Origin of the sequence: Clostridium ganghwense, from assembly GCF_026735165.1 — a bacterium.
GTDB lineage: Bacteria > Bacillota > Clostridia > Clostridiales > Clostridiaceae > Clostridium_H > Clostridium_H ganghwense.
Map to the genome: position 1 here is coordinate 204,876 of NZ_JAPQES010000001.1, position 25,974 is coordinate 230,849.

The 25,974-nt window shown below is 30.4% G+C and carries 20 protein-coding genes and 1 other annotated feature; of the genes, 2 read left to right on the plus strand and 18 right to left on the minus strand.

Features of this window, described 5'->3' with window-relative positions:
- Positions 1 to 44: 44 nt before the first annotated feature.
- The 15 genes from OXH55_RS00995 to OXH55_RS01065 form a co-directional block, all read right to left on the minus strand.
- The gene (locus tag OXH55_RS00995) at positions 45 to 884 is read right to left on the minus strand and encodes an FAD binding domain-containing protein (RefSeq protein ID WP_268047538.1); all 840 of its coding nucleotides are present in this window, start codon (positions 882 to 884) and stop codon (positions 45 to 47) included.
- On the minus strand, positions 878 to 1,354 hold the full coding sequence (locus OXH55_RS01000; protein WP_268047539.1) for a (2Fe-2S)-binding protein: 477 nt from the start codon (positions 1,352 to 1,354) through the stop codon (positions 878 to 880). The genes OXH55_RS00995 and OXH55_RS01000 overlap by 7 nt, the downstream gene beginning before the upstream one ends.
- Positions 1,344 to 3,488, minus strand: coding sequence for a xanthine dehydrogenase family protein molybdopterin-binding subunit (locus OXH55_RS01005; RefSeq protein WP_268047540.1), 2,145 nt, complete (start codon positions 3,486 to 3,488; stop codon positions 1,344 to 1,346). The genes OXH55_RS01000 and OXH55_RS01005 overlap by 11 nt, the downstream gene beginning before the upstream one ends.
- Positions 3,489 to 3,497: 9 nt before the next feature.
- A complete protein-coding gene (locus OXH55_RS01010) occupies positions 3,498 to 4,082 on the minus strand; it encodes a nucleotidyltransferase family protein (RefSeq protein ID WP_268047541.1) in 585 nt (194 codons plus the stop codon).
- A gap of 26 nt (positions 4,083 to 4,108) precedes the next feature.
- Positions 4,109 to 6,421: a xanthine dehydrogenase family protein molybdopterin-binding subunit gene (locus OXH55_RS01015; RefSeq protein ID WP_268047542.1), complete on the minus strand. Its 2,313-nt coding sequence runs from the start codon at positions 6,419 to 6,421 to the stop codon at positions 4,109 to 4,111.
- Complete coding sequence (locus tag OXH55_RS01020) at positions 6,418 to 6,867, minus strand: (2Fe-2S)-binding protein (RefSeq protein ID WP_268047543.1); 450 nt, start codon at positions 6,865 to 6,867, stop codon at positions 6,418 to 6,420. Before OXH55_RS01020 ends, OXH55_RS01015 begins: the two co-directional genes overlap by 4 nt.
- A gap of 1 nt (position 6,868) precedes the next feature.
- Positions 6,869 to 7,654: an FAD binding domain-containing protein gene (locus tag OXH55_RS20080; RefSeq protein ID WP_268047544.1), complete on the minus strand. Its 786-nt coding sequence runs from the start codon at positions 7,652 to 7,654 to the stop codon at positions 6,869 to 6,871.
- A 25-nt stretch (positions 7,655 to 7,679) separates the two neighbouring features.
- Positions 7,680 to 8,762 (minus strand): 4Fe-4S binding protein, encoded by a 1,083-nt coding sequence (locus OXH55_RS01030; protein WP_268047545.1) that lies wholly within the window; start codon positions 8,760 to 8,762, stop codon positions 7,680 to 7,682.
- Positions 8,763 to 8,788: 26 nt separating this feature from the next.
- On the minus strand, positions 8,789 to 10,078 hold the full coding sequence (locus OXH55_RS01035) for an amidohydrolase family protein (RefSeq protein WP_268047546.1): 1,290 nt from the start codon (positions 10,076 to 10,078) through the stop codon (positions 8,789 to 8,791).
- A gap of 200 nt (positions 10,079 to 10,278) precedes the next feature.
- A complete protein-coding gene (locus OXH55_RS01040; RefSeq protein WP_268047547.1) occupies positions 10,279 to 12,036 on the minus strand; it encodes a sigma-54-dependent Fis family transcriptional regulator in 1,758 nt (585 codons plus the stop codon).
- A gap of 219 nt (positions 12,037 to 12,255) precedes the next feature.
- Positions 12,256 to 13,953 carry an adenine deaminase gene (gene ade, locus OXH55_RS01045; protein WP_268047548.1) on the minus strand — a complete coding sequence of 566 codons (1,698 nt, stop codon included), beginning with the start codon at positions 13,951 to 13,953 and terminating at the stop codon, positions 12,256 to 12,258.
- A 55-nt stretch (positions 13,954 to 14,008) separates the two neighbouring features.
- Positions 14,009 to 15,385, minus strand: coding sequence for an NCS2 family permease (locus OXH55_RS01050; RefSeq protein WP_418921816.1), 1,377 nt, complete (start codon positions 15,383 to 15,385; stop codon positions 14,009 to 14,011).
- 514 nt (positions 15,386 to 15,899) lie between these two features.
- The gene (locus tag OXH55_RS01055; protein WP_268047549.1) at positions 15,900 to 17,324 is read right to left on the minus strand and encodes a spore germination protein; all 1,425 of its coding nucleotides are present in this window, start codon (positions 17,322 to 17,324) and stop codon (positions 15,900 to 15,902) included.
- 13 nt (positions 17,325 to 17,337) lie between these two features.
- Positions 17,338 to 18,510 carry a Ger(x)C family spore germination protein gene (locus OXH55_RS01060; protein ID WP_268047550.1) on the minus strand — a complete coding sequence of 391 codons (1,173 nt, stop codon included), beginning with the start codon at positions 18,508 to 18,510 and terminating at the stop codon, positions 17,338 to 17,340.
- Positions 18,494 to 19,585 (minus strand): GerAB/ArcD/ProY family transporter, encoded by a 1,092-nt coding sequence (locus tag OXH55_RS01065; RefSeq protein ID WP_268047551.1) that lies wholly within the window; start codon positions 19,583 to 19,585, stop codon positions 18,494 to 18,496. Before OXH55_RS01065 ends, OXH55_RS01060 begins: the two co-directional genes overlap by 17 nt.
- A 147-nt stretch (positions 19,586 to 19,732) precedes the next feature.
- Positions 19,733 to 19,976, plus strand: a binding site (T-box leader).
- 55 nt (positions 19,977 to 20,031) lie between these two features.
- Between OXH55_RS01065 and ilvA the strand changes: the two genes are divergently transcribed.
- Positions 20,032 to 21,252: a threonine ammonia-lyase gene (gene ilvA, locus OXH55_RS01070; RefSeq protein ID WP_268047552.1), complete on the plus strand. Its 1,221-nt coding sequence runs from the start codon at positions 20,032 to 20,034 to the stop codon at positions 21,250 to 21,252.
- Between the two features lie 48 nt (positions 21,253 to 21,300).
- Here ilvA and OXH55_RS01075 read toward each other — a convergent pair whose 3' ends face one another.
- The 3 genes from OXH55_RS01075 to OXH55_RS01085 form a co-directional block, all read right to left on the minus strand.
- Entirely contained in the window at positions 21,301 to 21,876 is a 576-nt protein-coding gene (locus OXH55_RS01075) for a TetR/AcrR family transcriptional regulator (protein WP_268047553.1), read from the minus strand.
- 131 nt (positions 21,877 to 22,007) lie between these two features.
- Positions 22,008 to 23,189 carry a CaiB/BaiF CoA transferase family protein gene (locus OXH55_RS01080; protein ID WP_268047554.1) on the minus strand — a complete coding sequence of 394 codons (1,182 nt, stop codon included), beginning with the start codon at positions 23,187 to 23,189 and terminating at the stop codon, positions 22,008 to 22,010.
- Between the two features lie 183 nt (positions 23,190 to 23,372).
- Complete coding sequence (locus OXH55_RS01085) at positions 23,373 to 24,164, minus strand: sensor domain-containing diguanylate cyclase (protein ID WP_336296760.1); 792 nt, start codon at positions 24,162 to 24,164, stop codon at positions 23,373 to 23,375.
- A gap of 357 nt (positions 24,165 to 24,521) precedes the next feature.
- On the opposite strand from OXH55_RS01085, the gene OXH55_RS01090 reads away from it, so the two are divergent.
- Positions 24,522 to 25,973, plus strand: coding sequence for an alanine/glycine:cation symporter family protein (locus OXH55_RS01090; RefSeq protein WP_268047555.1), 1,452 nt, complete (start codon positions 24,522 to 24,524; stop codon positions 25,971 to 25,973).
- The last annotated feature ends 1 nt before the right edge of the window (position 25,974 follow it).

Here is a 25,974-nt window from a genome sequence, read left to right on the forward strand (position 1 = left end):
GTGATTTAATCAATTATATCAATTTATGTCTATTTTTACAATATTTACATTAAATCTTCTAGATAATACCCTAATAGGTTCAAGCATGTTCCCTTTCTATAGTTAGCCTTTGATCTTTGGTCATCTATAGGTTTTATTATCTCTGCATATTTATCTTTTATTTCTTTTATATTATCTTTTCCAATAGTACCCATTTTAATTATTTCATTTTCTATATCTTTGCTCTTTACTATTGTTGGTGCTACTGCTCCAAAAGCAAGTCTTATATCTTTTATTTTGCCATTTTCTACTTTAGTAAGACCCATAAATGATAACTTAGCTAATGCTATAGCTTTTCTAGTACCTACTTTTCTGTGAAGCACTTTATTAAAATCCTTCATTGTTATTTTAATTTCTTTTAATATTTCGTCTTTTCTGATTACATTTTGTCCAGGTCCAGTAATAAATTCATTTATTGGAAGCTCTCTTTTACCATTAATACCTTCTAATACAACAACTGCTTCTAAAGCATATAATAGTGGTAAAGTATCTCCTACTGGAGATGAATTGCAGATATTCCCTCCAATAGTTGCCATATTTCTTATACCTGGAGAAGCCATGCATAATACTGATTTCTTCATATATTCAGGAACTAAATCACTTTGTGCAATTTTACTACAAGTACATGCAGCACCAACAGTTAAAATATTGTTTTCTAAAGTAATTTGTTTAAGCTCTTCTAAATCTCTAATAAATATTACTGGTTTATCAAAACCTGGTTCCACACCAGCACTTTTTTTTCTTTTTACCATTAAATCAGTTCCACCACATAATACTATACACTCTTCTTTATTCATTATCTCTAAAGCTTCCTTTAGATTATTGGGTCTGTATCCCGCTACCATAATCCATCACCTCTTTTAGCTGCGATCTTAACCGCCTCTATAATCATATTGTAGCCTGTACATCTACATAAATTTCCTGAAATACCTTCTTTAATTTGCTCTTCAGTTGGATCTGGATGTTTTCTAAGTAATGCATCCGATGCAATTATCATTCCCGGAGTACAGAATCCACATTGAACTGCTCCAGCATCTTCAAAACTTTCTTTTAATACTTTATATCTTGGAGTTTTTTGCAAACCTTCTATAGTAATAATTTCTTTTCCTTCTACTTGTCCTACAGCTACCATGCAAGAATGTACAATATCTCCCTCCATTAATACTGCACATGCTCCACATTCACCTTCTCCACAACCTTCTTTTACCCCTTGCAAGTTGAAATCTTCTCTTAAAACATCAAGTAATCTTTTTACAGGACTCACTTCAATTTCCACATTTTCAAAATTTAGTATAAATTTTATTTTATTTTCCATCTTGCATGACCTCCATTAAGTATTCTGGTGTAATTGGTATTCTGTTAATTTCCTTACCTATGGCATTTTCAACAGCTACAGCATATGCTGGTGCTGCTCCGATAAAAGTAAGTTCTCCTAGTGCCTTAGCTCCAAAAGGTCCATTATAGTAAGGCTCATTAACTAAGTCACTTTCTATTTTTGGAGTATCTTTAGATGTTGGTATTATATAATCGGTTATACTTTTTTGTTCTAGACAACCATTTTTAGTAGTCATTACTTCTAACCCTGCATATCCTAGTCCTTGAAGTACTCCTCCATCTATTTGACCTTTAACAATTCTCTCATCAATTGGGTTTCCTATATCAAATACAGCATATACATTACCCATAGTTGCTTCATAAGTTATAGGATCAATTTCTATTTCAACAACGTTAGCCCCCCAAGAATATGAATTGTAAGCATCTCCTACAAAGTTATCATCATCCCATTCAAATCCTTCTGGATGCTTATATTGAGTCATAACCTCAACTCTATCATTTTCATTCCATCTTTCTTTCAATTGAAGAGCTGCATCATATAATAGCTTTCCAATAACCATAGTTGTTCTTGATGCAACAGTAGGGCCTGAATCTGGAACTCTATCTGTATCAGGATTTTCATGAATAATTCTTTCTACTGGTATTTCAAGCGCATGAGCAACTATCTTTCTCATAGAAGTTAGAACACCTTGACCCATTTCAACATTAGCAATTAATATTTCTACTGTTGCATCTAGATTTTTAACTAATTTTACTTTAGCTTTTATGTGGTCTCTTTCACCACTTCCAGTAAATCCACCACCGTGGAAGAATATTGACATTCCAATTCCTTTTAATTTACCTTCTTTTCTTTCTTGTTCAAATTGTTTTTGTTTTTCATCATAAGAGGACATTTTTTTAATTCTATCTATTATTTGTGGCAACAAAATATTTTCTCTAAAAATACCACCTGTTGAAGATTTGTCTCCTTTTTTAACCATATTTTTTATCTTTAATTCTAAAGAATCTATACCTAATTTTTTAGCTATATGTTCCATATGAAGCTCTAATCCTACAAATGCTTGTGGTGCACCAAAACCTCTAAATCCACCGCACATAACATTATTAGTAGCTATTGATTTACCCTTTACAAATACATTTTCAACATTATATACACCTATTGCAGCAAACATAGTTCTTTGTAACACTATGTTAGATAAACCAGCATATGGTCCGCAATCTACTTTTATATCTACATCCATACCTAATATTTTATGATTTTTATCTATATAACTCTTAATTTTTATTTTAGAAGGGTGTCTCTTAGGTGTAACAGCAACATCTTCATTTCTATCTAATACAAGTTGTACAGGTTTTTTAGCCTTCAAAGCTGCACATGCTACATGACATCCAAGTAATGATGGAAAATCTTCTTTTCCTCCAAATCCACCACCTGTAACAGTCTGAATAATTTGTACTTTGTCTTCTTCAAAACCAAGACATTTTTGAACAGCACCTTTTACAAAATAAGGACATTGCATTGTAGAGTATACTGTCATTTTCCCATTTTTATATAATCCTATTGCTCCTTGAGGTTCTAAATAGATATGTTCTTGATATCCTGTCTCGTATTCTCCTTCAACAACATATTCACTTTTGTCCTTTATTTCTTCAAGACTTCCTTTTGAATATTTATAATCTGCAAAACAATTTTTTTCTTCAAATATTGGTTCTTTAGGATTTATACCATCTTCTATATTAAGGATTGCATCCATTTTTTCATATTCAATTTTTATTTGAGACATTATCTCTAATATTTTACCCTTATCTGGACCTACTACTAAAAGTATAGGTTCTCCTATATAATTTACTACCTCATCAGCAAAACATGGCTGATCATCAATTACTACGTGTACTATATTTTCTCTTGGAACATCGTCTTTATCAACTATAAAATACCCTTCTGGTAATTCTGGATACTCTCTTGATATAATTTTAGCTCTAGCTTCAGTAGATCTTAATGTCATAGCGTAAAGCATGTCATCAAATTTAAAATCTGCCACATATTTAGCAGTTCCTGCTATTTTATCTGCTGTATCAAATCTTTTAATTGATTTACTTATATTATTATTCATAAATCTAATTTACACCTCCCTAATTTTTTGGGAATTAATTTCTAATATCCTATTATAATCATTTATGGTATCTATATCTAACAATATCCCCTCATTATGTACTGGAACTAAAACAGGACTTTTACTTGTTACAAATTCTCTTAAATTTGAGTACTTGTTTCCTTCTAATACATCCTTAATTAAACAGCTTTTTATTAATATTGGATGCCCTCTTCGCTTATTATAAGTAGGAATAACAATTTCCCCTCTAGCATCAAGTAACTGTTTATATACATTTTTATCAATAAGAGGATAATCACCTGGCGTAAAAAAGAATCTTTCTTCTTTAATGCAAGAAAATCCTTTTTTCACAGAACTGAACATACCTTCCATGAAATTTTCATTGAAAACTAGTTCAACATTTTCATACTTCTGTATGATAGGCTCTAATTTTTCTATTTTATAGCCTCCCACAACTGTAATCTTTGAACATACACTCAACATATTATCTATTACTCTTTCGATAACAGTTTTGTTTCCAACCTTTAAAGTCATTTTATATGTTTTAGCTCTTGAGGATAATCCTGCTGCTAAAATTATTCCTTCTACTGCCATGTAATACCCTCCTATCAATTTTATACTTATTTATTTAATTTTTTTAATCCCATCAAAACCTTTTCAGGTGTTATTGGTAATGTAGTAATTCTTACACCGGTAGCATTGTAAACAGCATTAGCTATAGCTGCAAGTGGGGTATCTATTCCCATTTCTCCAACTGATTTAGCACCATATGGACCTGTTGGTTCATAACTATCTGCAAATTCAACTGTCAATTTATTGATATCTTTTCTTGTTGGCACTTTATAGTGCATAAGATTATTTGTAAGCATCTTACCTGATTGTGAATATCTAACATCTTCACACATAGCCATTCCAATACCTTGTACTAATCCACCTTCAACTTGGATACGGCACAAGTTAGGGTTTATAGTTGTTCCACAATCTACTACCCCTGTATAATCAAGCAATTCATACTTACCTGTTTCAAGATCAACCTCAACCTCCGCAATTCCTACCATATATGGAGGTGGTGCAACCTTTGGAACGAAAGAATCGCTTACTAATAATTGTTTTTGTTCTGAATTGTAATAAAGTTCTGTTGAAAAATCTACTAATGAAATACTTTCTTTTCCATCAACTGTTTTAACATATTCTCCATCAAATTCAACTTGTTCTATTGGAACATTGAATTTTCTTGCTCCTTCTTCTCTTATACGTTCTTTCATTTTTTTAGCAGTTCTTAAAACTGCATTACCTGAAACATAAGTTGTTTTTGATGCATAAGCTCCACAATCAAACGGAGTTAAGTCAGTATCTGAAGAGAAAACTTTAATTTTATCACTTGATATTCCTAAAGCTTCAGCTGCAATTTGAGCAAGTATAGTATCACTACCAGTACCAAGATCAGTTGCACCTATAGTTAAGTTAAAGAAACCACCATCATTTAACTTCAACACTGCTGATGCCATATCAATATAAGCTATACCAGAACCTTGCATTGCTAGAGCACAACCTATACCTCTTACTTTATTCTTACTAACTTGTTGTCTTGGGAATTTTTCCTTCCATTTAGACAACTCTGACCCTCTCTTAACACAATAATCAAGCTTACAGCTTTCGATTGTCATGTCAACTCCTTCAGTACCTTCACCCATAATCTTAAATATTGGAGATGATTCTCCTTCTTTAATCATATTTTTCTTTCTAAGTTCCATAGGATCCATATTAATTTTATGAGCTATTTGATCGAGCATTGATTCAACAGCAAAGTTTCCTTGAAGTGCTCCATACCCTCTGTATGCACCTGCTGGAGTGTGATTTGTATAAACAACTTTCCCACCAAATTTTACTGCTTCTATTTTATTATATAAAGGAAGTGTCTTTGCAGCTGCAAGCATAAATACAGTTAATGCATGTTCACCAAAAGCACCTGTATCAGATAACAATTCCATATTTACAGCTTTAAGATTTCCTTCTTTATCAGCACCAACAGTCATATTGAATTTCATAGCATGTCTACAGAAACTTGATTCAAATACTTCTTTTCTTGTAAAAATAAGTCTTGCTGGTTTTCCAGTTCTAAGAGCAACTAAAGATACCAAAAATTCCCCATGTATTTGTTGTTTTCCACCATATCCGCCGCCAACTCTTGGTTTAATTACACGAACATCTTCAATTTTAAGATCTAATGCCTGTGCTACTATACGTCTAATATGGTATGGTACTTGAGTAGAACTTACAATTGTAAGTCTTCCATAAAAATCAACATATGCAAAAGATGAATGAGTTTCTGTTGCCATATGAGCCTGTGCTTGTGTATAGAAAGTATCCTTAAGAACAACATCACACTTGCTTAATGTTTCTTCAAGCTCACCGAATCCCATATGATATTCTGCTGCAATATTACGTTTTGGATCAAAACCAATTGGGAACATCTCATGAGCTTCTGGTTCTGGATGTATTACAGAAGGATTATCTACAGCTTTTTCAAAATCTAAAACTGGTTCTAATAATTCATATTCCACTTCTATTAATTTTAAAGCTTGCTCTGCAAGATCTTCTGTTACAGCTGCTACAGCTGCTACTTCATCTCCAACATATCTAACATACTCGTCTAATATAAACTTATCATGTGGAGATGGTTCTGGATAACCTTGTCCAGCTCTAGTAACTATATTTCTTGGAACATTTTTATATGTCAAAACACATTCAACACCTGGTAAACTTTCAGCTTTTTCTGTGTTTATATTTTTTATCTTTGCAAAAGGATGTGGACTTCTTAATACTTTAACTACAAGAGCATTTTGAGGAATTAAATCTCTTGTATATGCTGGTTTTCCTTTAATTAATCCTATACCATCTACCTTTGGGATAGATTTTATAATCTGCTTCATTCAGACACCCCCAAATATTTTTTTAAAGCACGTAAATGTCCTACATATCCTGAACATCTGCATAAATTTCCTACTAAATAATGTTTAATTTCTTCTTCTGAAGGATTTTTAAGTTCTTTTTTCATTCCTAATACTGTTAGTACAAAACCAGGACTACAATATCCACATTGTTCTACACCTTCAGCTACTAAAAATTTTGCTATTTCTTCAGCTTCATGTTGTACTCCATCTATAGTAGTTATAACATGTCCATCTGCTTTAATTGCAAGATAAGAACAAGATGATATTGGTTTTTCATCTAATAATATTGTGCAAAGTCCACAAGAACCTGTATCACAGCCTTTTCTTACTGTATATCCATTTCTATTTAAAACATCTGCTAACATTTCACCTGGTTCAATTTCAATTTTTCTATCTAGTCCATTAATCTTTAAATCGATTTTCATCTTATATCACCTCCATAATAGCTCTTTTTACTAAGGCTTTACATAACTCAGTTCTATATTCTAATGATCCTCTAATATCATTTCCAAATTTCAATTCTTCAGCAGCAATCTTTCCTGCCTTTACAGCTGTCTCTTCATTTAACTCTGAAGATTTCAAAAATTCCATAGCTTTTTCTGCTAATTGAGCAACCCCTGGTCTTGCTCCTACAGATATTTTTAAATCTCCACCTACATTAGATACTGCAGCATTTAAGATAGCAAAATCTGTACTTGTATTTCTTACACTTTGGAAAGAAGCTTTTCTATTATCCTTCATTATTACAATTTTAACTACTACATCATTTATTTTTCCTTTAATTCCTAAGAAATCTTTTAAAGAAGTCTTTCCACCATTATGTAATTCTACATATGTATCAAGTGCTAACAAGGGAGTTATAACATCTGAAAAAGCATATCTTCCAGCAACACTTCCACCTACTGTAGCTATATTCCTAATTTGCACTCCCATAATAGCTCCTATAGCTTTTGAAACTGCACCACTAAAATTTTTCTGCAAAACTTCACTTTGCTCTATTTGTCTTAAAGTAACCATTGCTCCTATTTCTATTCTATCTTCTTTATCTTCTATTAAATCTAATCCTAAATTACTTAAATCTAACATTGTATCTACTTCTTTAGCACCCAATCTAAGATATGCTCCCCCACCTATTACAGTAGCATTTTTATCTTTCAATGCATTGTATGCCTCTTCTAGAGTCGTAGGTTTTAAATATTCTCTTATTTTCACACAAATCACTCCCCTCTAATATTGTTTATAAAACACCACTTATAGCTTTTGTAGGACATTTTGATTCGCATAATCCACAACCAAAGCATTTTTCAGTATTTACATTGATTTTTTCTTCCATTTTTATAGCAAAGTATGGACAAACTTTTGCACAAAGACCACATTTTACACATTTGTCTTCATTTACTACAGGATGATCTGGCTCAAATTTAACATTTCCTTTTTCAAGCTTAGTATTTCTAACTTCTTCTACACTTGAGAAATTATATTTTTCAAGTGCTTTAGGTAGATCATTTACTATTTTTTCATATAAATCTTTTCCTTGAAGCATTGCTGCTGAAAGCATTTGTACAGCATCTGCACCCGCTAATAAAAATTCAACTACATCATCTGCAGAAGCTACACCACCAACACCTATCACTGTAAAATCAGGCATTGCACTTTTTATTTTATTTACTATTGCTAATGCAACTGGCTTAATAGCAGGACCTGATGTCCAAACTTCACCTTTATCATTTCCAACTAATACTTTACGGTTAGCAATATCAATTTTCATACTAGGTCCAAGAGAGTTAACTGCAGCTACACCACTTGCACCATTTTCTCTTACTACTTTTGCAAAAGCAACATGATCAGGCATATGTGGACTTACTTTCATAAATACAGGTTTTTCAGTATTCTTTCTTATAGTTTTAACTGTTTCACCTATTAAGCTTAAATCTTTTCCAACATAGTGAGTAGATACTTCAAAAGCATCTGCATATGGATCTAATACTGGAATTAATTTTTCCATATCCTCTTTTGTGTAACCAACACTGATTATAAGAGGAATGTCTAAGTCTTTCTTTAAACTAGGTAAAATTTCTTCTAGCCATTGTTCTAAAGGATATTCTGACCAAAGTTCCGCATTCATAATGCTATCCTTATTAGCTATAATACAAGGTCTTGGTACTTCTGCTCCTGCAATCGAAATAGTTTTAGTAACCATACCTCCTAATCCAAAACCAGCAAGTGTCATCATTTTTTCATAATCTCCTACTAAAGGACCTGACGCAGGTAGTAGTGGATTTTTTAATTCAATCCCTGCAATTTTAGTACTTAAATTCATTCTCTACACCCCTAACATAATTTTATTTAATCCTCATTAATCCTTTTCCAAACTTTTTCTGCTTCCTTGCTTGCCTGTGAATACATTGAGTCTACATCTACAGTCAATTTATAATCCTTCATCATGCATTTTCCTGAACACCAAGTATCTCTTGGCTTAAAGTTATCAAAGACTCCGAAAAATACATGTCCAAATGCATTGTCACTATTCATCGGTGTTGGTGGATTATATGGAATCGTTATCATATCTGCTTTATAACCTTTTTCTATTCTGCCTATATTAACACCTAAAATATTGCTAATATATTCATATCCATTATTTATCATATGAATTAAATCATCCAAATTAAATTTTGTTGGACCATTTAATCTATTTTTCATTGCAAAAACTATATTTAAGAAATCTCTAGTTATATTAACTCCAAGTCCATCATTTCCTACCATACAAGGAATCTTGAATTTTCTGAACATTTCGTAGTCAGCTAGTCCAACTGCATTATTCATATTAGAAGTTGGATTCATAGCAATTCTACATCCATTTTGTGCAATAAGCTCTGCTTCTTCTTCATTTATGTGGACACAATGAGCTATAATTGAGTTGTTATTTAATAATCCAAAATCATTTAATCTTCTTACAATACTCTTATCATATTTTTCATGACAATCTTTTACGTCATCTTTGCTTTCTGCTACATGAATATGAATAGGAGTATCTCCTATAACTGAAGATATATTTTTTAAAGTAGCATCACTTAAACTCATTGATGCATGCATTCCGAATAACCCTGCATATTTTTCGCTTTTATTTTTAGCAAACTCAAGATTTTCATCTATGCATTCTTCTATATTAAATCTATCACTAGTTTCGAAACAGAATATTCCTCTCATTCCTAAATCATCACAAATACTCTTTTTTAGTTCCTCTAAAGACCCCTTAATATCTATTCCGCTTGCATGATGATCTATTATAGACGTAACTCCAGTCTTTATACATTCACACCCATATACTAATCCACTATAATAAACTGATTTTTTATCAAGTTGTCCATCTAATTTCCACCAAAGTTGATCTAATATATCTTGAAAATCTTTAGGATCAAAAGACACATTCATTCCTCTTGAAAAAGTAGAATAAATATGTGTATGACAATTTATTAGTCCAGGCATTACAATTGTTTCACTACAGTCATATATTTCATCAGCTCCTGGAAATTCACTCATATTTCCAACTTCTTTGATTTCAGAATCAAATAATACATAACAATTTTCCTTAAAACTCTGAAAATCAAATATACATGCATTAGTCAATGCTTTCATTTTTTCACCTCTCCTTCTTTCCACTGTATAAATTTATTTAGCATTATTTATGCCAATTTCTTCATTCCTTTATTTTAGACATTTTTTAACATGCTAGGTTTAATTCCTCTTATCAATCTGATAAAAATTATCAGATTGATAACTATGTTTTTATTTCCTTTTATAAACAGTTTTTATAAGATTGTCCATACTATTTTTTATCATTTTGATAAATTATATTCCTCTATTTTCCTATAAAGTGTTGCTATTCCAATTCCTAGTTTTTTTGCTGCAGCTTTTTTTCCTTGAGTGGAAGCTCCATAAATTTCTAAAGCTTTACCAATTGCATTTTTCTCCATTTCCTTCAATGTACATATTTCTTTATCTCTTTCTCTAATTTTTCTTTCATTATGTATAATGCTATTAGGTACAGTATCCAATGTTAATCTTCCATCTGTCCCTAACATGTTTATCATAAATTCTATTGTATTCTCTAACTCACGTATATTCCCTGGCCAAGAGTAATTATAAAAAATATCCCAAACCTCATTATCTATGAGTATAGATGAGAACTGTTTATCCAATAATTTAGTATATTTATCTACGAAATTTCCAACTAAAACTTTTGTATCCAGTATTCTTTCTCTCAAAGGAGGAATAGTAAAAGGAATAACATTAAGTCTATAATATAAATCTTCCCTAAATTTATTTTCTTCTATAAGTTTTATTAGATTTTTATTTGTAGCTGCAATTACTCTAACATCTATGTCAATAAGCTTATTAGAACCGATTTTTATTATTCTTCTATCTTGAAGAACTCTTAAAATCTTAGTTTGCAAATATAATGGCATGTCCCCTATTTCATCTAAAAAAATCGTACCCTTGTTTGCTAGTTCAAATTTACCCATTTTACCTGAAGATGAGGCCCCTGTAAAAGCTCCTTTTACATATCCAAATAATTCACTTTCTAGTAATGCATCTGGTATAGCAGCACAGTTAATTGCTATAAAAGGCTCTTTTTTTCTATTTCCTTCATTATGTATTGCTCTTGCAAACATTTCTTTACCAGTACCACTTTCTCCCGTTATTAATACAGTAGAACTTGATAATGCTATTTTTTTCAAATTCTTTTTTAGCATAAGCATTCTATCACATTCACCTAATATATCATCACAACATATATTTTTACTTGTATTACTAACCCCAGTAACTATATCCTTTAACCTTTTATCATCTTGAAAAATAATCATTCTATCAAATTGATTCTCATTTAAGCTCATAGGATAAAGATTCCCAACTATATGGAAATTCTGATTATCTATTGTTAATTTGTATTCATGCATTCCTACAACACTTTCTGCAATCTCTTCAACATCTATTTCATATATAAAATGATTATCTACAAAATTTAATATCTCTATAGCTCTTTTGTTTATGTGTGTAATTCTATTGGATTTATTTAAAATAATAACTCCTCTATCCATTTTATCTATTACTAAGTTAAGAGATTCTAATAAAGTTTTTTTTCGGGATTTTTCTTTCTTTTCATATGCTGTTACGCTTATAAATTCTGATATCTGCTGCAAAAATTCCATGTATGTATCAAAATCTTTCATAAGATGTTCTTTTTGCTCATCACTAAAACAAACCAGTCCTATAACACCTATAATTTCATTACCAAGTTTTATAGGTGTACACATTTCAAATTTTTCTTTACATTTATGAAGTTTTGGACAAGGCTTACATAGCTTATTTTCACCAGGATTATGTATAATTTGAGGAGTTCCTATTTTTAATACAGTCTTATAGACATATCCTTCTCCCGACATATTCCTATTAATTCCATTTTTATATATTCCAGTTCCTGCAACTCTTACTAAATTTACATCTGCTATTTCCACCTCAACTTTTAAAACCTTAGATATTATGTTTGCATATTTCATTACCACCTGTTGAATATCCCCTAAAATTGACTTCATTTTTTCATCTCCTTACGTTTATTTTTACTTTTTACTTCTGCAAAGCCTTAATAGAAATTAATATTAATAGCGAATATTGAAAAAATCACACGGAAAATATCAGTAAAATTCTTACATAATTAATACTATGTGTATATTATACACTAAACTTGTTATGCAGTAAAAATAAAACTCAAAATGTAGTTTTAACCACATTTTGAGTTTTATCAAACGATTTTATTAACAAAATAACTCTATAACTTTATTTTCATTAAAATCAAATAATCCTCTAGCTGTAATTCTTATTTCTGGTATAACAGGAAGAGCCATAAAACCTAAAGTTAAAAATATATCCTTATCTTTTTCCATACCATACTGTTTACATATGACATTTAATCTCTTCATTTTATCTATTACATACTGCGTTTCTTTGAAAGTCATAAGACCTCCTATTGGTAAGCTCAATTGTTCTATGAGTTTACCACCTGAAACTATAGCTACTCCACCACCCATAGTTATTATACTATTAACTGCTACCTCCATATCCTTATCATTACTACCTACTACTATAATATTGTGAGAATCATGAGCTATAGTTTGAGCTATGGCACAATCCTTTATTCCTAAGCCCTCAATAAAACCAACAGAGTATTTTCCCGTTCTTTTATGTCTTTCAAAAACAGCGATCTTAAGTACATCTGATGAAGCTACTTTTTCTACATAATCATTTTTTATAGATGCTTTCCTTATTTCTTTTTTTGTTTCAATAGAATCTGGAATAACTTTTATTACATTTACTTTATTAAACTTAGCTTTTATTTTAAAAACATCTTCTTTAATGCATTCTATATTCATTGATGGTGTAATAGTTACATTACAATAATTATTAACTTCTTTTATATATAATTTTCCACTCTTTATTACATGTTTTGATTTAATATTTTTTAAATTTTCTAAAATAACTAAATCTGCTTTATATCCCGGAGCAATTGCACCTTTTCTTTTTAGTCCATAACATTGAGCTGCATTTAAGGTTGCTATAGTAATTGCTTTTATCGGATCTAGCCCTTGTTCAACTGCAATTCGTATACAATCATCTATAGAACCTTTCTCTTCTAACTCAACTATATCTTTATCATCAGTACAGAATAAAAATCTATGGAAGTTATCATTGTTTACCGCTGGAAGCAAATCTTTTAGATTTCTAGCTGCTGATCCTTGTCTTAGCATTACATACATACCTTTTTTAATCTTTTCAAGTGCTTGATCAGGAGTTGTACATTCATGATCTGTACTTATACCGCAATTCATATATGCATTTAACCATGAATTGCTGATTTGAGGACAATGTCCATCTATAATCTTGTCTTTAAATAAACATATTTTACTTAACATATCCTTATCTCTACGTACAACGGCTTGCACGTCCATTACTTCTCCAAGACCTAAAACTCTATCATTATTGATAAAGTGAGCTAATTCTTCTGAATTTAATATTGCTCCATTATCTTCAAATTCTACTGCTGGTACACAAGATGGAAGCATATAAAATATATCAATTACACTTTTCTTACCATTGTCAGTCATAAATTTTATACCAGCTTCGCCCATAACATTAGCTATTTCATGAGGATCAGCTACACAAGTAGTTACTCCTTTTTTTATCAAAATATGAGAAAATATTTCTGGAGTGACTTTTGAAGATTCTATATGAACATGAGAGTCTATAAAACCAGGTGATACAAAATGTCCTGTACAATCTATTTCTTTTTTACCGCTATATTGGCCTATCCCAACAATTGTATCTCCGTTAATAGCTATATCATCTTTTTCTATACTTTGACTAAATACGTTTACAATAAAAGCATTCTTCAATACAACATCTGCTTTTTTATTACCTAGTGCAGTATCAATATTATTTTTTAATTTCTCCATCATATTTCCTATATCCTCTCTTTTACTTTTATTAATATTATACAAACTTTTTTTATTCTTATAGAGTAGCAAGTCTTATTACAAAAATTACTGCTAATATCAATATGGTTATAGAAACTTTCTCTTTCTTTCCTCCAAGGAAATTAAATAATGTGTAAGCAATAACACCAAACATTAATCCAGTAGCTATGCTATAAGTTAGAGGCATCAATATTATTGTTAAGAAAGCTGGTATAGCCTCAGTATAATCATAAAAGTCAATTTGAGTTATATTTTGCATCATAAATAATCCAACTATGATAAGTGCTGGTGCAGTTGCACAGCTAGGAATCGCCATAAATACAGGTGCGAAAAATGCTGATATTAAAAATAAAACACCTGCCGCTACAGCTGTAAGTCCTGTTCTTCCTCCTTCTGCAACACCTGCTGAACTTTCAACATAAGTTGTAACAGTTGACACACCCATAAAAGATCCCATAGTAGTTCCAATAGCATCAACTAATAATGCTTGTTTTGCTCTTAACACATTTCCCTTCTCATCTACCATGTTAGCTTTTGATGCAACTCCAACTAAAGTTCCTACAGTATCAAAGAAATCAACAAATAAAAATGTTAGTAATACTGATGCAAGTGTAATAATACCTTCTTTACTTCCAAATATAGAAAAATCTAATTTCCCAGCTATAGGTGCCATACTATGTATTCCAAAAAGTCCTGTTGGTAAATAAATTTGATATAATTTTGCAGCTTGTTCAGGTCCAATTGCAAGAGCATAACCCCAAGCTATAACTGTACAAGCTAAAATTCCCCAAAGCATTGCACCTTTTACTTTTTTGTGCACTAATATACCAATAATTGCAATTCCTATAACAGCAATAACCGCTCTAGGGTCACTAAATTTTCCTAAAACAACTAGTGTTGCATCATCATTTACAACAATTTTAGCATTTTGGAATCCTATAAAAGCTATAAACAATCCAATCCCTGCACTTACAGCTATCTTTAAACACACTGGTATTGAATTTACAACTATTTCTCTTACGTTTGTTAATGAAAGAATAATAAATATAATACCTTCACAGAATACAGCTACTAATGCAACCTGCCATGGAACGTTCATTCCACCACATACTGAAAAAGCAAAAAACGCATTAAGTCCCATGCCTGATGCTAAAACAAATGGTAAATTTGCATAAAATCCCATTAAAATTGTAGTAATACCTGCTGCTATACATGTTGATGTTAAAAGTGCTCCTTTATCCATACCTGTAGTTGATAAGAAGTCTGGATTTACCGCAATGATATATGCCATTGTTAAAAACGTGGTAATACCTGCGATAATTTCAGTTTTAACTGTAGTATTGCTCTGTTTCAGTTTGAATGTCCTTTCTAGCCAACTGTCATTAACCTTGATAGTTTCAGTGTTTTTATTCACTAAAATCACCCCTTTTATATAATTTATATAATAGATTGTATGATTTACAATCTATATCTTACTTAGTTTTAGGATGAATTTGAAAAAAACAGTGCTAACTTATTTAACTGGATAGTTTGTAATATGTTTGCAAAAAATTTATGACAATTAAGCTAACAATTAAGATGAAAATCAAATCGAATTTTGCTTGTTTTAAATCAACTATTTAATGTAAAATATAATATCAGTTTGTTTTGTAAGAATATTTATTATATTGAGAATATTTATTAAGCATAATTTGTGCCAAACCGCTTTCTCCTTGGTTTTATACAATTTTTAACATTTATAATCATAAAGAAGTATTATCAAAACGATAAAAGCTTATCATTTTGATAATACTTCTTTATGCCTTGCATTGACTTAGTTTAACAGCATTTTAATTATAATTGAATTATCATTTTAATAATTTTCTAATTACTTTTATTGTTATTTATTCTTTAAATATGATAATTATTAAAATTAATCCTCAATAACCTTATTGTCTTTTTTTATCTCTAGGTTTTAAAAATCTAGGTCTTTTTTTATTTAGTGTAATATCACTAAAAATAAACTTTTTTAACTCCTTAACATTTAAAGGAGCCACAGGCGCAGTATACGGAACACCAAAACTTGAATGTGAAATTAAATTGATAACTATAAAAGTAATTCCCATAGTAAATCCAAACATCCCTAAAATACCTGTTATAAAAATCAGCATAAATTTTAAAATACGAATAGGTGCCATAATGGTATGATCGCGAAACGCAAATGAAGTCATTGTAGCTAAAGATATTATAATTACCGTAAGAGGACTAACAAGCCCAGCAACAACTGCTGCCTGACCAATGACAATTGTACCTACAATACCAATAGCAGTTCCAATCTCCTGAGGAAGTCTTACGCTGGCTTCTTTAAGTATTTCTCCTACCAATTCCATAAGTGTAACTTCTATTAACGAATTAACTGGAACAGTTATTCTTGCGGTTGCTAAAACCAAAATGTACTGTGGTGGAAGAATATCAGGATGAAAACTCACCACTGCAATATATAAGGAAGATAGTGTTAACGTTATGAGAAAAGCTAGTATTCTCAAAAATTTTGTAAATACTCCTAAATATATATTTTCATAATGATCTTCACCAGCATCTAAAAATTCAATAAAGGTTTTGGGTAATAATAATGCTAAGTTGCTACCTTCAACAATAATAGCAATTTTTCCATTCAGCAACTCTGAACAAGTTGTATCTGACCTCTCAGCAATACCAATTTGGGGAAATAAATCAAATGTATTATTTCTAATAAATTTTTGAACATATCCTGATTCAACAACACCATCTACCTTTATATCTTTTAATCTTTTCTTAACATCATCCACATACTCAGGATTTGCAACATCTTCAATATATACTACAGCAACATTAGTCTTTGTTCTTTCCCCAATAGTAAAATTATCAATTCTAAGAGCAGCATCTTTTATTCTATAACGTATTAAGGATAAATTTGTCTCAAAATTTTCTGTAAATGAATCTCTAGGTCCCTTTAGTGCACTTTGTATACGTGGTGATTCAACATTTCTCTTTTCAACTTCATAAGTATTTGCTACAATATATTTTTCTTCATTGGGTATAAGAATAATAGATTTTCCTTTTAGAATGTAATCTAATATTTTTTCTTCATCATCATTCATAGAAATATCATCCATATAAATAATTGATCTAGCAATAATATCTATGCTAATTCTTTCTTTATCATACTCCAATATAGGCTTTATGATACTATTAGAAATACATTCTCTGTCTGTAAGTTGCAATATATATAGTATAAATATCTCCGTATCCATATTATATATTTTTCTTATTGATATTCCTGAATTCTGATTACTCATTTCTTTTATTTTATCTATAAATTTATTTTCTTCCATCACTTACACCACATCATTCTTCCATTATTTTTATTCCATTAGTTTTTTCTGTTTTAGGTTTGTATTCAGCCATATTTTCATTTATAATTTTTACTTTAACATCAACATTAATCTCTGCTTTAGGATACTCTTCTGACCATTTTATTTCTTGGTAAACCTTATAATTATCAGCTCTGAAATATTTTCCAAATTCCAAAACATCACATTTATAATCTTCTTGTGTTCTCTTTATAATGTTTTTAATATCATTTTTCACCTTTTGCTCTATCATAGATTGCAGCTGATTTCTGTTCACATCGGTTATCGGTTCTATATGATACTGATACTGCATTGCTGCATCTAACTCTAAATCTATATTAATAATAACCTTATTATCTATATAATCTGTCTTAATCTTTCTTTTATTAATAATAGTTCTGAAAGAAACTAAATTTTTTTCACCTTTTCTAGGACTAGGCATAACCTCTACTAATCTAGGATTTTTCCCCATCACATACAATAGTCCATCTGTATCCATTGTATCAATAACGCCTATTAGTTTTGAATCTTTCATAACAGCAAGACCTAAATATTTTATTTGCCCCTGTTCTATTCCTACATAAGGCAGAAGATATCCTACCTCTCCCAAAGCAATATCAGAAAGCATCTCTCCTATATCTGTATATAGAGCACTTCCTTTTTGGGATAAGTAATTTAAACTATGTTCTATCAAAAAACCCACAGATATATCATTTTCTATTTTTACCTTAAACAATTCAGCAGCAGGTTCACGACTTACTACAGCAAGAAGTGTTTTTCTGTAATCATACATTTGATTAATTCTATTAAGATATGGTTCTATACCTTCTTTGGCATAATTTGCCCCAAGCACAACTACCCTTGTTGCCCCTAAAAATGTTGGATGTGGACGCCTAACATTAAAATCTACCCTAGCCTCTTCAAAAGTTGCACCATAGGATAAATCTTTGTATACATGTGTTATTGTAGTTTTTTCTTTGGCACCTCCGAATTCAGGTGCAAGTTTAGCCACTTCTCCTGAAAATTCGATCTTATCATTAATACGATCTACTCCAAGTGTAATCACTATACTTCTTTTATCAATATCTGCGTAATCCCAACATCCGGTTAATAATATAGGTAATATTATTGTCCATATTATACATAATTTATTACGCTTTTTTATCATATTTTTTCACCTTCGTTATAACAAATAATATAAGGGGTATTACTATTATGGGAATAATAGAAAAATAACCATTATATTTAAGTATTCGTTCCACTTCAAAAACAGTTTTAGGAATTTGAGAAGCAATAAAAGCAATCACCATTACAATAATAGAAAGAGTATTAAAGCTAGTTTTTTTTAAATACTTACTTATAAAAAAAATAGTTCCATAAGCATATATAACGACTGTGCAAAATACACTCATAACCCATGTGTTTATAAATATACCATCAAGTCTTCTAAAAAACTCAAGATAAGGTATTTCTATTCTTCTTATTGTAGCTATTACTGCATCCTTATAATGAACAATATCATCTGGTCCTATAACAAACATACAACTTTCTACTACCAAAACATATAAAAGCCCTATTAAACCTACAGCTAAAGCTGAATCTCTAATTACTCTTTTACCATTTTTTTCACTTATAGGAATAAAAGATATTATCTCTATTCCTATAAATGGAGTAGCCATAGTTGGTAATGTTTGTAAAAGTGATTTTATATCTGCTGTTCCCCAAAACGGTCTTATATTGACTAATTTTCCTTGTGTAAACATAAGCATATGTATAAATAAATAAGATACAATAACTATAATTCCATAGAATTCGCAAAGTCTTGCAACAACTCTCAGCCCTTTTACTACAGCATAATATACAATCAAAAAGAAAAGTAAACTTATTATCCATGTAGGTGTTTTTATAAGTATAGTAAGCTTAATTAATTCACTAGCCATTCTCACAACATATGTAAGATGTACAAAGAATAAGATTAAATATGGTATGATAAACATAGTTGTCATAGTTTTTCCTACTAGGTCTTGACTATATTCATATAGTGTTTTATTTTTATGAACATACCCTAGATATGCAATTATGTATACACCAAAAACAGATATAACAGTACCAATTAATATAGCAAACCATGCTTCAGTACCTACCTTTTCAACAATACCTTTAGGAAGTCCTATTACACCATATCCTACAATTAATCCGAAAAGCATAAAAGCAATCTGCTTATTTGTAAGCGATTCATTCATATACATATACCTCCTATTACATATCACTAGTATTCCAAATTAATTCATAGCTTATTACAAAATACCAATAGATAATTTTCATAAAATATTGACAACTATAAGAAAACCCTATAGAATATATAATCAATTAAATAAAATTACATAGTTTAAATAGCTTTGACGGAGACAGCTATTTTATCAAACTCAGTTACAGAGAATCGATATTTGCTGAGAATCGATATTGGGTGGTAAAATAGGTATCACTCCTAAGCTGTGTATCTGAACAATAGTAAGGTACACCGTCTAGCCCCGATAAAAGGCTTAGGTTTTATTGAACTGAAAATAGCGGCATATTTTTTATATTATTAATATGCAATTAAGGTGGTACCGCGGATATTAATTCGCCCTTGGAAAAATTTTTTCAAGGACTTTTTTTTATTACTTAAATTTAAAAGGGGGCAACATTAATGCAAAATTTAAATTCTTTATTAAACCTTACAGATGTTGAAAGAGCCGCAGAAAATCTTAAAGGAATATCCACCAAAACAGAACTTATGTACAGTCCTGTTTTTAGTATTGAATCAGGAAATGAAATTTATTTAAAACCTGAAAATTTACAGGTTACCGGGGCATTTAAAATACGCGGCGCTTACAACAAAATCAGCAAATTATCAGAGGAAGAAATGAAAAGAGGGGTTATAGCTTCTTCTGCCGGAAACCACGCTCAAGGGGTTGCCTATGCCGCTCAAAAGCTTGGTATTAAAGCTACAATAGTAATGCCACGAACAACTCCACTTATTAAAGTAGCCGCTACTAAAAATTATAGGGCAAATGTAGTTTTACATGGCGATTGCTACGATGAGGCATATACTAAAGCTAAAGAGCTTCAAGAAGAAAATAATTATGTTTTTGTACATCCTTTTGATGATTTAGATGTTATTGCTGGACAAGGAACAATAGCGATAGAAATATTAAAAGACTTAAAAGATACTGATTGTATCATTGTTCCTATAGGTGGTGGTGGACTTATAAGCGGTATTGCTATTGCTGCTAAATCCATAAATCCAAAGGTGAAAATTATAGGCGTAGAACCTGAAGGGGCCAAAGCTATGAAAAAATCTTTGGAGAAAAATTCAGTTGTTAACTTGGATACAGTAAAAACAATTGCTGAAGGTGTAGCTGTAAAAAAGCCTGGAGATATTACCTTTCAAATCATCAAAAATTATGTAGATGAAATTATAACTGTATCAGATTTTGATATAATGGAAGCTTTTTTAGTTGTACTTGAAAAGCAAAAATTAATTGCCGAAACTTCTGGTGCATTGTCTTTAGCTGCATTAAAAAAATTAAATGATAAGAATAAGAAAATAGTTTGTGTTGTAAGTGGTGGAAATATCGATGTAGTAACAGTTTCTTCTATGATAAATAGAGGTCTTGTTTCAAAAGGAAGATTATTCTGCTTTACAGTAGACCTTCCTGATAAACCAGGAGAACTTTTAAAAATTTCAAAAATCCTTGCTAAATTAAATGCTAACGTAATAAAACTTGATCATAATCAATTCAAAACCTTTGACAGATTTATGCAAGTGCAATTAGAAGTAACAGTTGAAACTAATGGACACGAACATATCAATCAAATAATGGTAGGCTTAAATGAAGCTGGTTATGGAATAGTCAGAATATACTAAATAAAGAAAGAACTAACTCTAAAGTCATCCTTTAAGAGTTAGTTCTCTTTATTTGTTGTTTCCATAAGTACACTCTATAACCTGAGTAATAAATTTAATATTCTTTTCTTTTTCCTTAGGATGTTCTGTTATCATTTCAATTATAAGAATAAAGATTGTCTCACCCAACCTATTTTCCATTTCATTTTCTATCCTAAGTCCCTCTTCTTCTCTTATTTTTTTTAATAACTGCTCTATTTCTATTAATAAATTCTTTTTAACATTTGAGAACATTTCTATAGCATTTTCTCCAAATACATTATCTTTTATTAATTCTTTGCCCAAACCTTTTCTTCCTGATATCTCTTCATATAATACATATATAAAATTTCTTATTTTTTCCTTAGCATTGACTTCTTCTTCCATAATATTATTAATCCTATAAAAAGTGCTTTCCCAACTCTTTTTAAAAACATCTATGAAAAGCTGTTTTTTATTAGGATAATAATTATATAATGTTCCAACAGCAATCCCTACTTTTTTAGCAATCATCTTCATATCAACTTCTCTATAGCCATGCTCTCCAAAAAGATCAAAGGCTGCATTAAAAATGTTTTGTTCTATATTTTTTATAATTTTAGGCATATTCTCACTCCTGTTTCATCACATTGAATATATTTGCACTTATTGTAACTAGTAAATATCATATAGTCAAGTAATTTCAAATAAAGAACCAATGGATAGGATTTTGATGAATTTATCCATTGGTTCTTTATTTATATAACTGAATTTTTACGTAATGTATCTATTTCTTCCTTTGAATATCCAATATTCATAAGTATATCATCAGTATGCTCACCTAACTCTGGAAAAATATATTTTGCTTCTCCTGGAGTTTGAGATAATTTTATGGGTACTCCCGTTAAAACAACGTCCTTACCAGATTCTTTAAAATTAGTAAGCTTTGTAATCATGTTTCTAGCTATAATTTGAGGATGCTGACACATCTCTCCCATATTTAAAACTGGTGTAAAACAGATATTACTGGTTGAGAAAAACGTTACCCATTCATCTCTAGTTTTTTGCAGTATTATATTACTAATATCTTTAATAATATCCTCCTGCTTTTCCTTATCCCATTGAACTGTAGTATACTCTTTCCTATCTATTTTCTCACAAAATTCAACCCAAAATTTTCCTTCTACAGCTCCTAGACTCACATATTTATTATCTTTAGTTTCATAAATATGATAGCAAGCATATCCGCCAGTTAACCCCTCATCACCTCTCTGTGGGAGTTTTCCTGAACCAAACCATTCTCCTATTGTATAAGCTAAAAGAGTAATAGATCCATCCAACATGGCTACATCACATAGTTGCCCTTTACCAGTTTTTTCTCTACTAGCTAGTGCCAAAAGAATAGCAATAACAGAATATAAAGATCCTGCAGCAGTATCAGCAATCTGTACTCCACTCATCGATGGTTTACCTTGATTATTTCCTGTTTGTTCTGTAACTCCAGCTAAACTTAAATAGTTAAGATCGTGACCAGCAGTATCCCTCAAAGGACCATTAAGTCCATAACCAGTTAGACAGCAGTAAATCAACCTCTCATTTATCTCTTTCAACACCTCATAACCTACTCCCATTTTATCCATAACACCTGGTCTAAACTGATCTAATACCACATCACAATTAGCTGCTAATCTTTTAAATATATCTTTACCTTCCTTTTTTTTTAAATCTAATGTTACACTCTTTTTATTTCGGTTCACAGTATAAAAACGAGCACTTTCACCATTAATTAGTGGAGCTAAATTTCTTCCAAGTTCTCCACTTTTGGGCTGCTCTATTTTAATAACTTCAGCTCCAAAATCAGCTAATATTTGTGTACACAGTGGCCCTGGAAGATATCTAGATAGATCTAATATCTTAATTCCTTCTAAAGGTAAACTCATAATTCTCCCCCTCTTTTTAACTGTTAATGTTATTTATACCAACTTATATGTATTCCACATTTTAAGTCATTTCCCTTCTTTTTGAAATATATTTAATATATAAAAAAAGCCAATTGAATATTGCAATTGCACTATCCATTGGCTTTCTATTCATAATAGAATCAGTATCAATTGTTGTAAAATTTATGATAACTTATGCATATTTTTTATCATATATTTATATTCATACATGCATTTATCAGCAATTTTTATTAGTTTATTAACATCATTACCATCTTGAGGAAAATTAGCAATATCATAGCTAAAGCTACAAATAATATTGTTTTCTTCAAAAGTTATTGGATTATTTTCAAATTTCTTAATTAGCTTATCAAATCTTTTAACCAATGTTTGTGAATCTACATCAAAAAAAATTCCTACAAATTCATCCCCACCAATTCTTGCTAAAATATCTGAAGAACGAACACATTTACCTAAAGCACTAGCAAACGTTTTAATCAACTCGTCTCCTGCTAAATGTCCATAAGTATCATTGATAACCTTCAATTCATTTAAATCAAATACTACCAATAAAATTTTTTTCTCTAATTCATTAGTTTTATTTACACATGTATCAAATAGTTCTTCGAAATACCTTCTATTATATACATTAGTCAATTTATCAAATCGAGATAAGTAAACAATTTCTTCATAAAGCTTATGTTTGCTAATAGCAATTTCAATTTGATTTCTCATATATTCCATTACTTCTAAATCAGTTTGATCAAAAGCATAATTGTATATACTATCAACGTTTACAAAACCATATAATTGTCTCTCTATAAAAATTGGTGCACTAATAGTAGATTTTATTTTGTTTCCTTTTTCTGTATCTAAAGCTTTTATCTTATCAAATTTATCAACATTATTAACAATAACGGTTCTATCTATCTTACCTTGGGTCTCATACCATACATAGGAATTTTTCAGTTTAATGCTAAACTTCTCAACCTTTTCAGTTTCATAACCTTCTTATTGTTTAGTTCACAAAGAAAAAATTTTGCTTAAAATTACTCTTTATCATTTTGGTATATATTTTTTTAAAATTCACTTCTTATTTTCCCACATGAATACTCTCTTTTGTATAATTTCAAAAAATCCCATCAATGGAAATTTAAAATACATAGAAATAGCGTAAAAAAAAGCTATATATAATCAAAACGAAAGCCACGACTAATTTTCAGAAAAGTCGAAATATATAAAAATTTGATATATATACTAATTTTTGTTACAATTGTATCAATTGAGTTTAAAAACGAATATAAATAATTATTAAAAAGGAGTGCTATTTTAATGCTAAGTTTTTTACAAAACATAGTTTCTAAGGGTAATACCTTACTTTGGTCCTATGTACTCATTGCATTACTTATTTTACTTGGACTTTATTTTACTTTTAAATCTAAATTTGTTCAATTTAGATTTTTTGGAGAAATGTTCAGATTATTGGGAGATGGGGCAAGCAATTCTGTTTCTTCCAAAAAAGAAAAGAAACATGGGGTTTCTTCTTTTCAAGCTTTCTGTATCAGTACTGCTTCAAGAGTTGGAACTGGTAACCTAGCAGGTGTGGCAATAGCTATCTCTCTTGGAGGACCTGGCGCAGTATTTTGGATGTGGTTAATTGCTTTAATTGGTGCTGCATCAAGCTTTGTTGAAAGTACTTTAGCTCAAATTTATAAGATTAAAGATAAACATGGTTATAGAGGTGGCCCTGCATACTATATGGAAAAGGGTCTAAATAAAAAATGGATGGGGATTGTTTTCTCTATTTTAATAACTTTATCTTATGGGTTTGTATTTAATGCTGTACAAACAAATACAATCACATTTGCATTTGAACAAGCTTTCGGTATCAATAGAGTTGTAATGGGATTATGTATAACAGCATTTACAGTAGTGGTTATTTTTGGAGGAGTAAAAAGAATAGCAAAAGTTGTTGAATTAATTGTACCTATTATGGCTGTAGCTTATGTCCTAGTTGCTTTATTTGTTATAGTTAAGAATATTTCTGCTATTCCATCACTATTTTCTCTTATCATTAAGAATGCATTTGGATTAGAACAAGTTGTTGGAGGTGGAGTGGGAATAGCTCTAAAAACAACTATTATGAATGGAATTAAAAGAGGTCTTTTCTCAAACGAAGCAGGAATGGGAAGTGCGCCTAATGCTGCTGCAACAGCTGAAGTAAGCCATCCTGTAAAACAAGGTTTCATTCAAACTCTAGGTGTATTTACTGATACTATTTTAATCTGTAGTGCTACTGCATTCATCATTTTACTTTCTGGAGCACATATTAGTAAAGGGCTAACAGGAATACAACTTACTCAATCGGCACTAAGTTCTCAAGTCGGTTCTTGGGGAAATACCTTTATAGCTTTATGTATTTTACTTTTTGCTTTTAGTTCTATAATCGGAAATTATTATTATGGAGAATCAAATATAGGATTTCTTAATGCAAATAAAACTTGGTTAATAATTTATAGAATATTAGTACTAGGAATGGTTATGTTTGGCGCAGTTGCTAAAGTTCAAATTGTTTGGGATATGGCTGATTTATTCATGGGATTAATGGCTGTTATCAATTTAATTGCCATTGCAATGCTATCAAAAATTGCTTTTGCAGCTCTAAAAGATTATGCTAAACAAAAGAAAGAAGGAAAAGACCCTGTATTCACTGTAAATAGCATTGAAGGTTTAGAAAATGTTGAATGTTGGGACGAGTCTGAAGAAGATCTTTTAGGTGCTTAAG

Bases quoted from the DNA above. Each gene is read 5' to 3' on its own strand.
- OXH55_RS00995 (WP_268047538.1), bottom strand. From the start codon at position 884: ATGGTAGCGGGATACAGACCCAATAATCTAAAGGAAGCTTTAGAGATA.
- OXH55_RS01000 (WP_268047539.1), bottom strand. From the start codon at position 1,354: ATGGAAAATAAAATAAAATTTATACTAAATTTTGAAAATGTGGAAATT.
- OXH55_RS01005 (WP_268047540.1), bottom strand. From the start codon at position 3,488: ATGAATAATAATATAAGTAAATCAATTAAAAGATTTGATACAGCAGAT.
- OXH55_RS01010 (WP_268047541.1), bottom strand. From the start codon at position 4,082: ATGGCAGTAGAAGGAATAATTTTAGCAGCAGGATTATCCTCAAGAGCT.
- OXH55_RS01015 (WP_268047542.1), bottom strand. From the start codon at position 6,421: ATGAAGCAGATTATAAAATCTATCCCAAAGGTAGATGGTATAGGATTA.
- OXH55_RS01020 (WP_268047543.1), bottom strand. From the start codon at position 6,867: ATGAAAATCGATTTAAAGATTAATGGACTAGATAGAAAAATTGAAATT.
- OXH55_RS01030 (WP_268047545.1), bottom strand. From the start codon at position 8,762: ATGAATTTAAGTACTAAAATTGCAGGGATTGAATTAAAAAATCCACTA.
- OXH55_RS01035 (WP_268047546.1), bottom strand. From the start codon at position 10,078: ATGAAAGCATTGACTAATGCATGTATATTTGATTTTCAGAGTTTTAAG.
- OXH55_RS01040 (WP_268047547.1), bottom strand. From the start codon at position 12,036: ATGAAGTCAATTTTAGGGGATATTCAACAGGTGGTAATGAAATATGCA.
- ade (WP_268047548.1), bottom strand. From the start codon at position 13,953: ATGATGGAGAAATTAAAAAATAATATTGATACTGCACTAGGTAATAAA.
- OXH55_RS01055 (WP_268047549.1), bottom strand. From the start codon at position 17,324: ATGGAAGAAAATAAATTTATAGATAAAATAAAAGAAATGAGTAATCAG.
- OXH55_RS01060 (WP_268047550.1), bottom strand. From the start codon at position 18,510: ATGATAAAAAAGCGTAATAAATTATGTATAATATGGACAATAATATTA.
- OXH55_RS01065 (WP_268047551.1), bottom strand. From the start codon at position 19,585: ATGAATGAATCGCTTACAAATAAGCAGATTGCTTTTATGCTTTTCGGA.
- ilvA (WP_268047552.1), top strand. From the start codon at position 20,032: ATGCAAAATTTAAATTCTTTATTAAACCTTACAGATGTTGAAAGAGCC.
- OXH55_RS01075 (WP_268047553.1), bottom strand. From the start codon at position 21,876: ATGCCTAAAATTATAAAAAATATAGAACAAAACATTTTTAATGCAGCC.
- OXH55_RS01080 (WP_268047554.1), bottom strand. From the start codon at position 23,189: ATGAGTTTACCTTTAGAAGGAATTAAGATATTAGATCTATCTAGATAT.
- OXH55_RS01090 (WP_268047555.1), top strand. From the start codon at position 24,522: ATGCTAAGTTTTTTACAAAACATAGTTTCTAAGGGTAATACCTTACTT.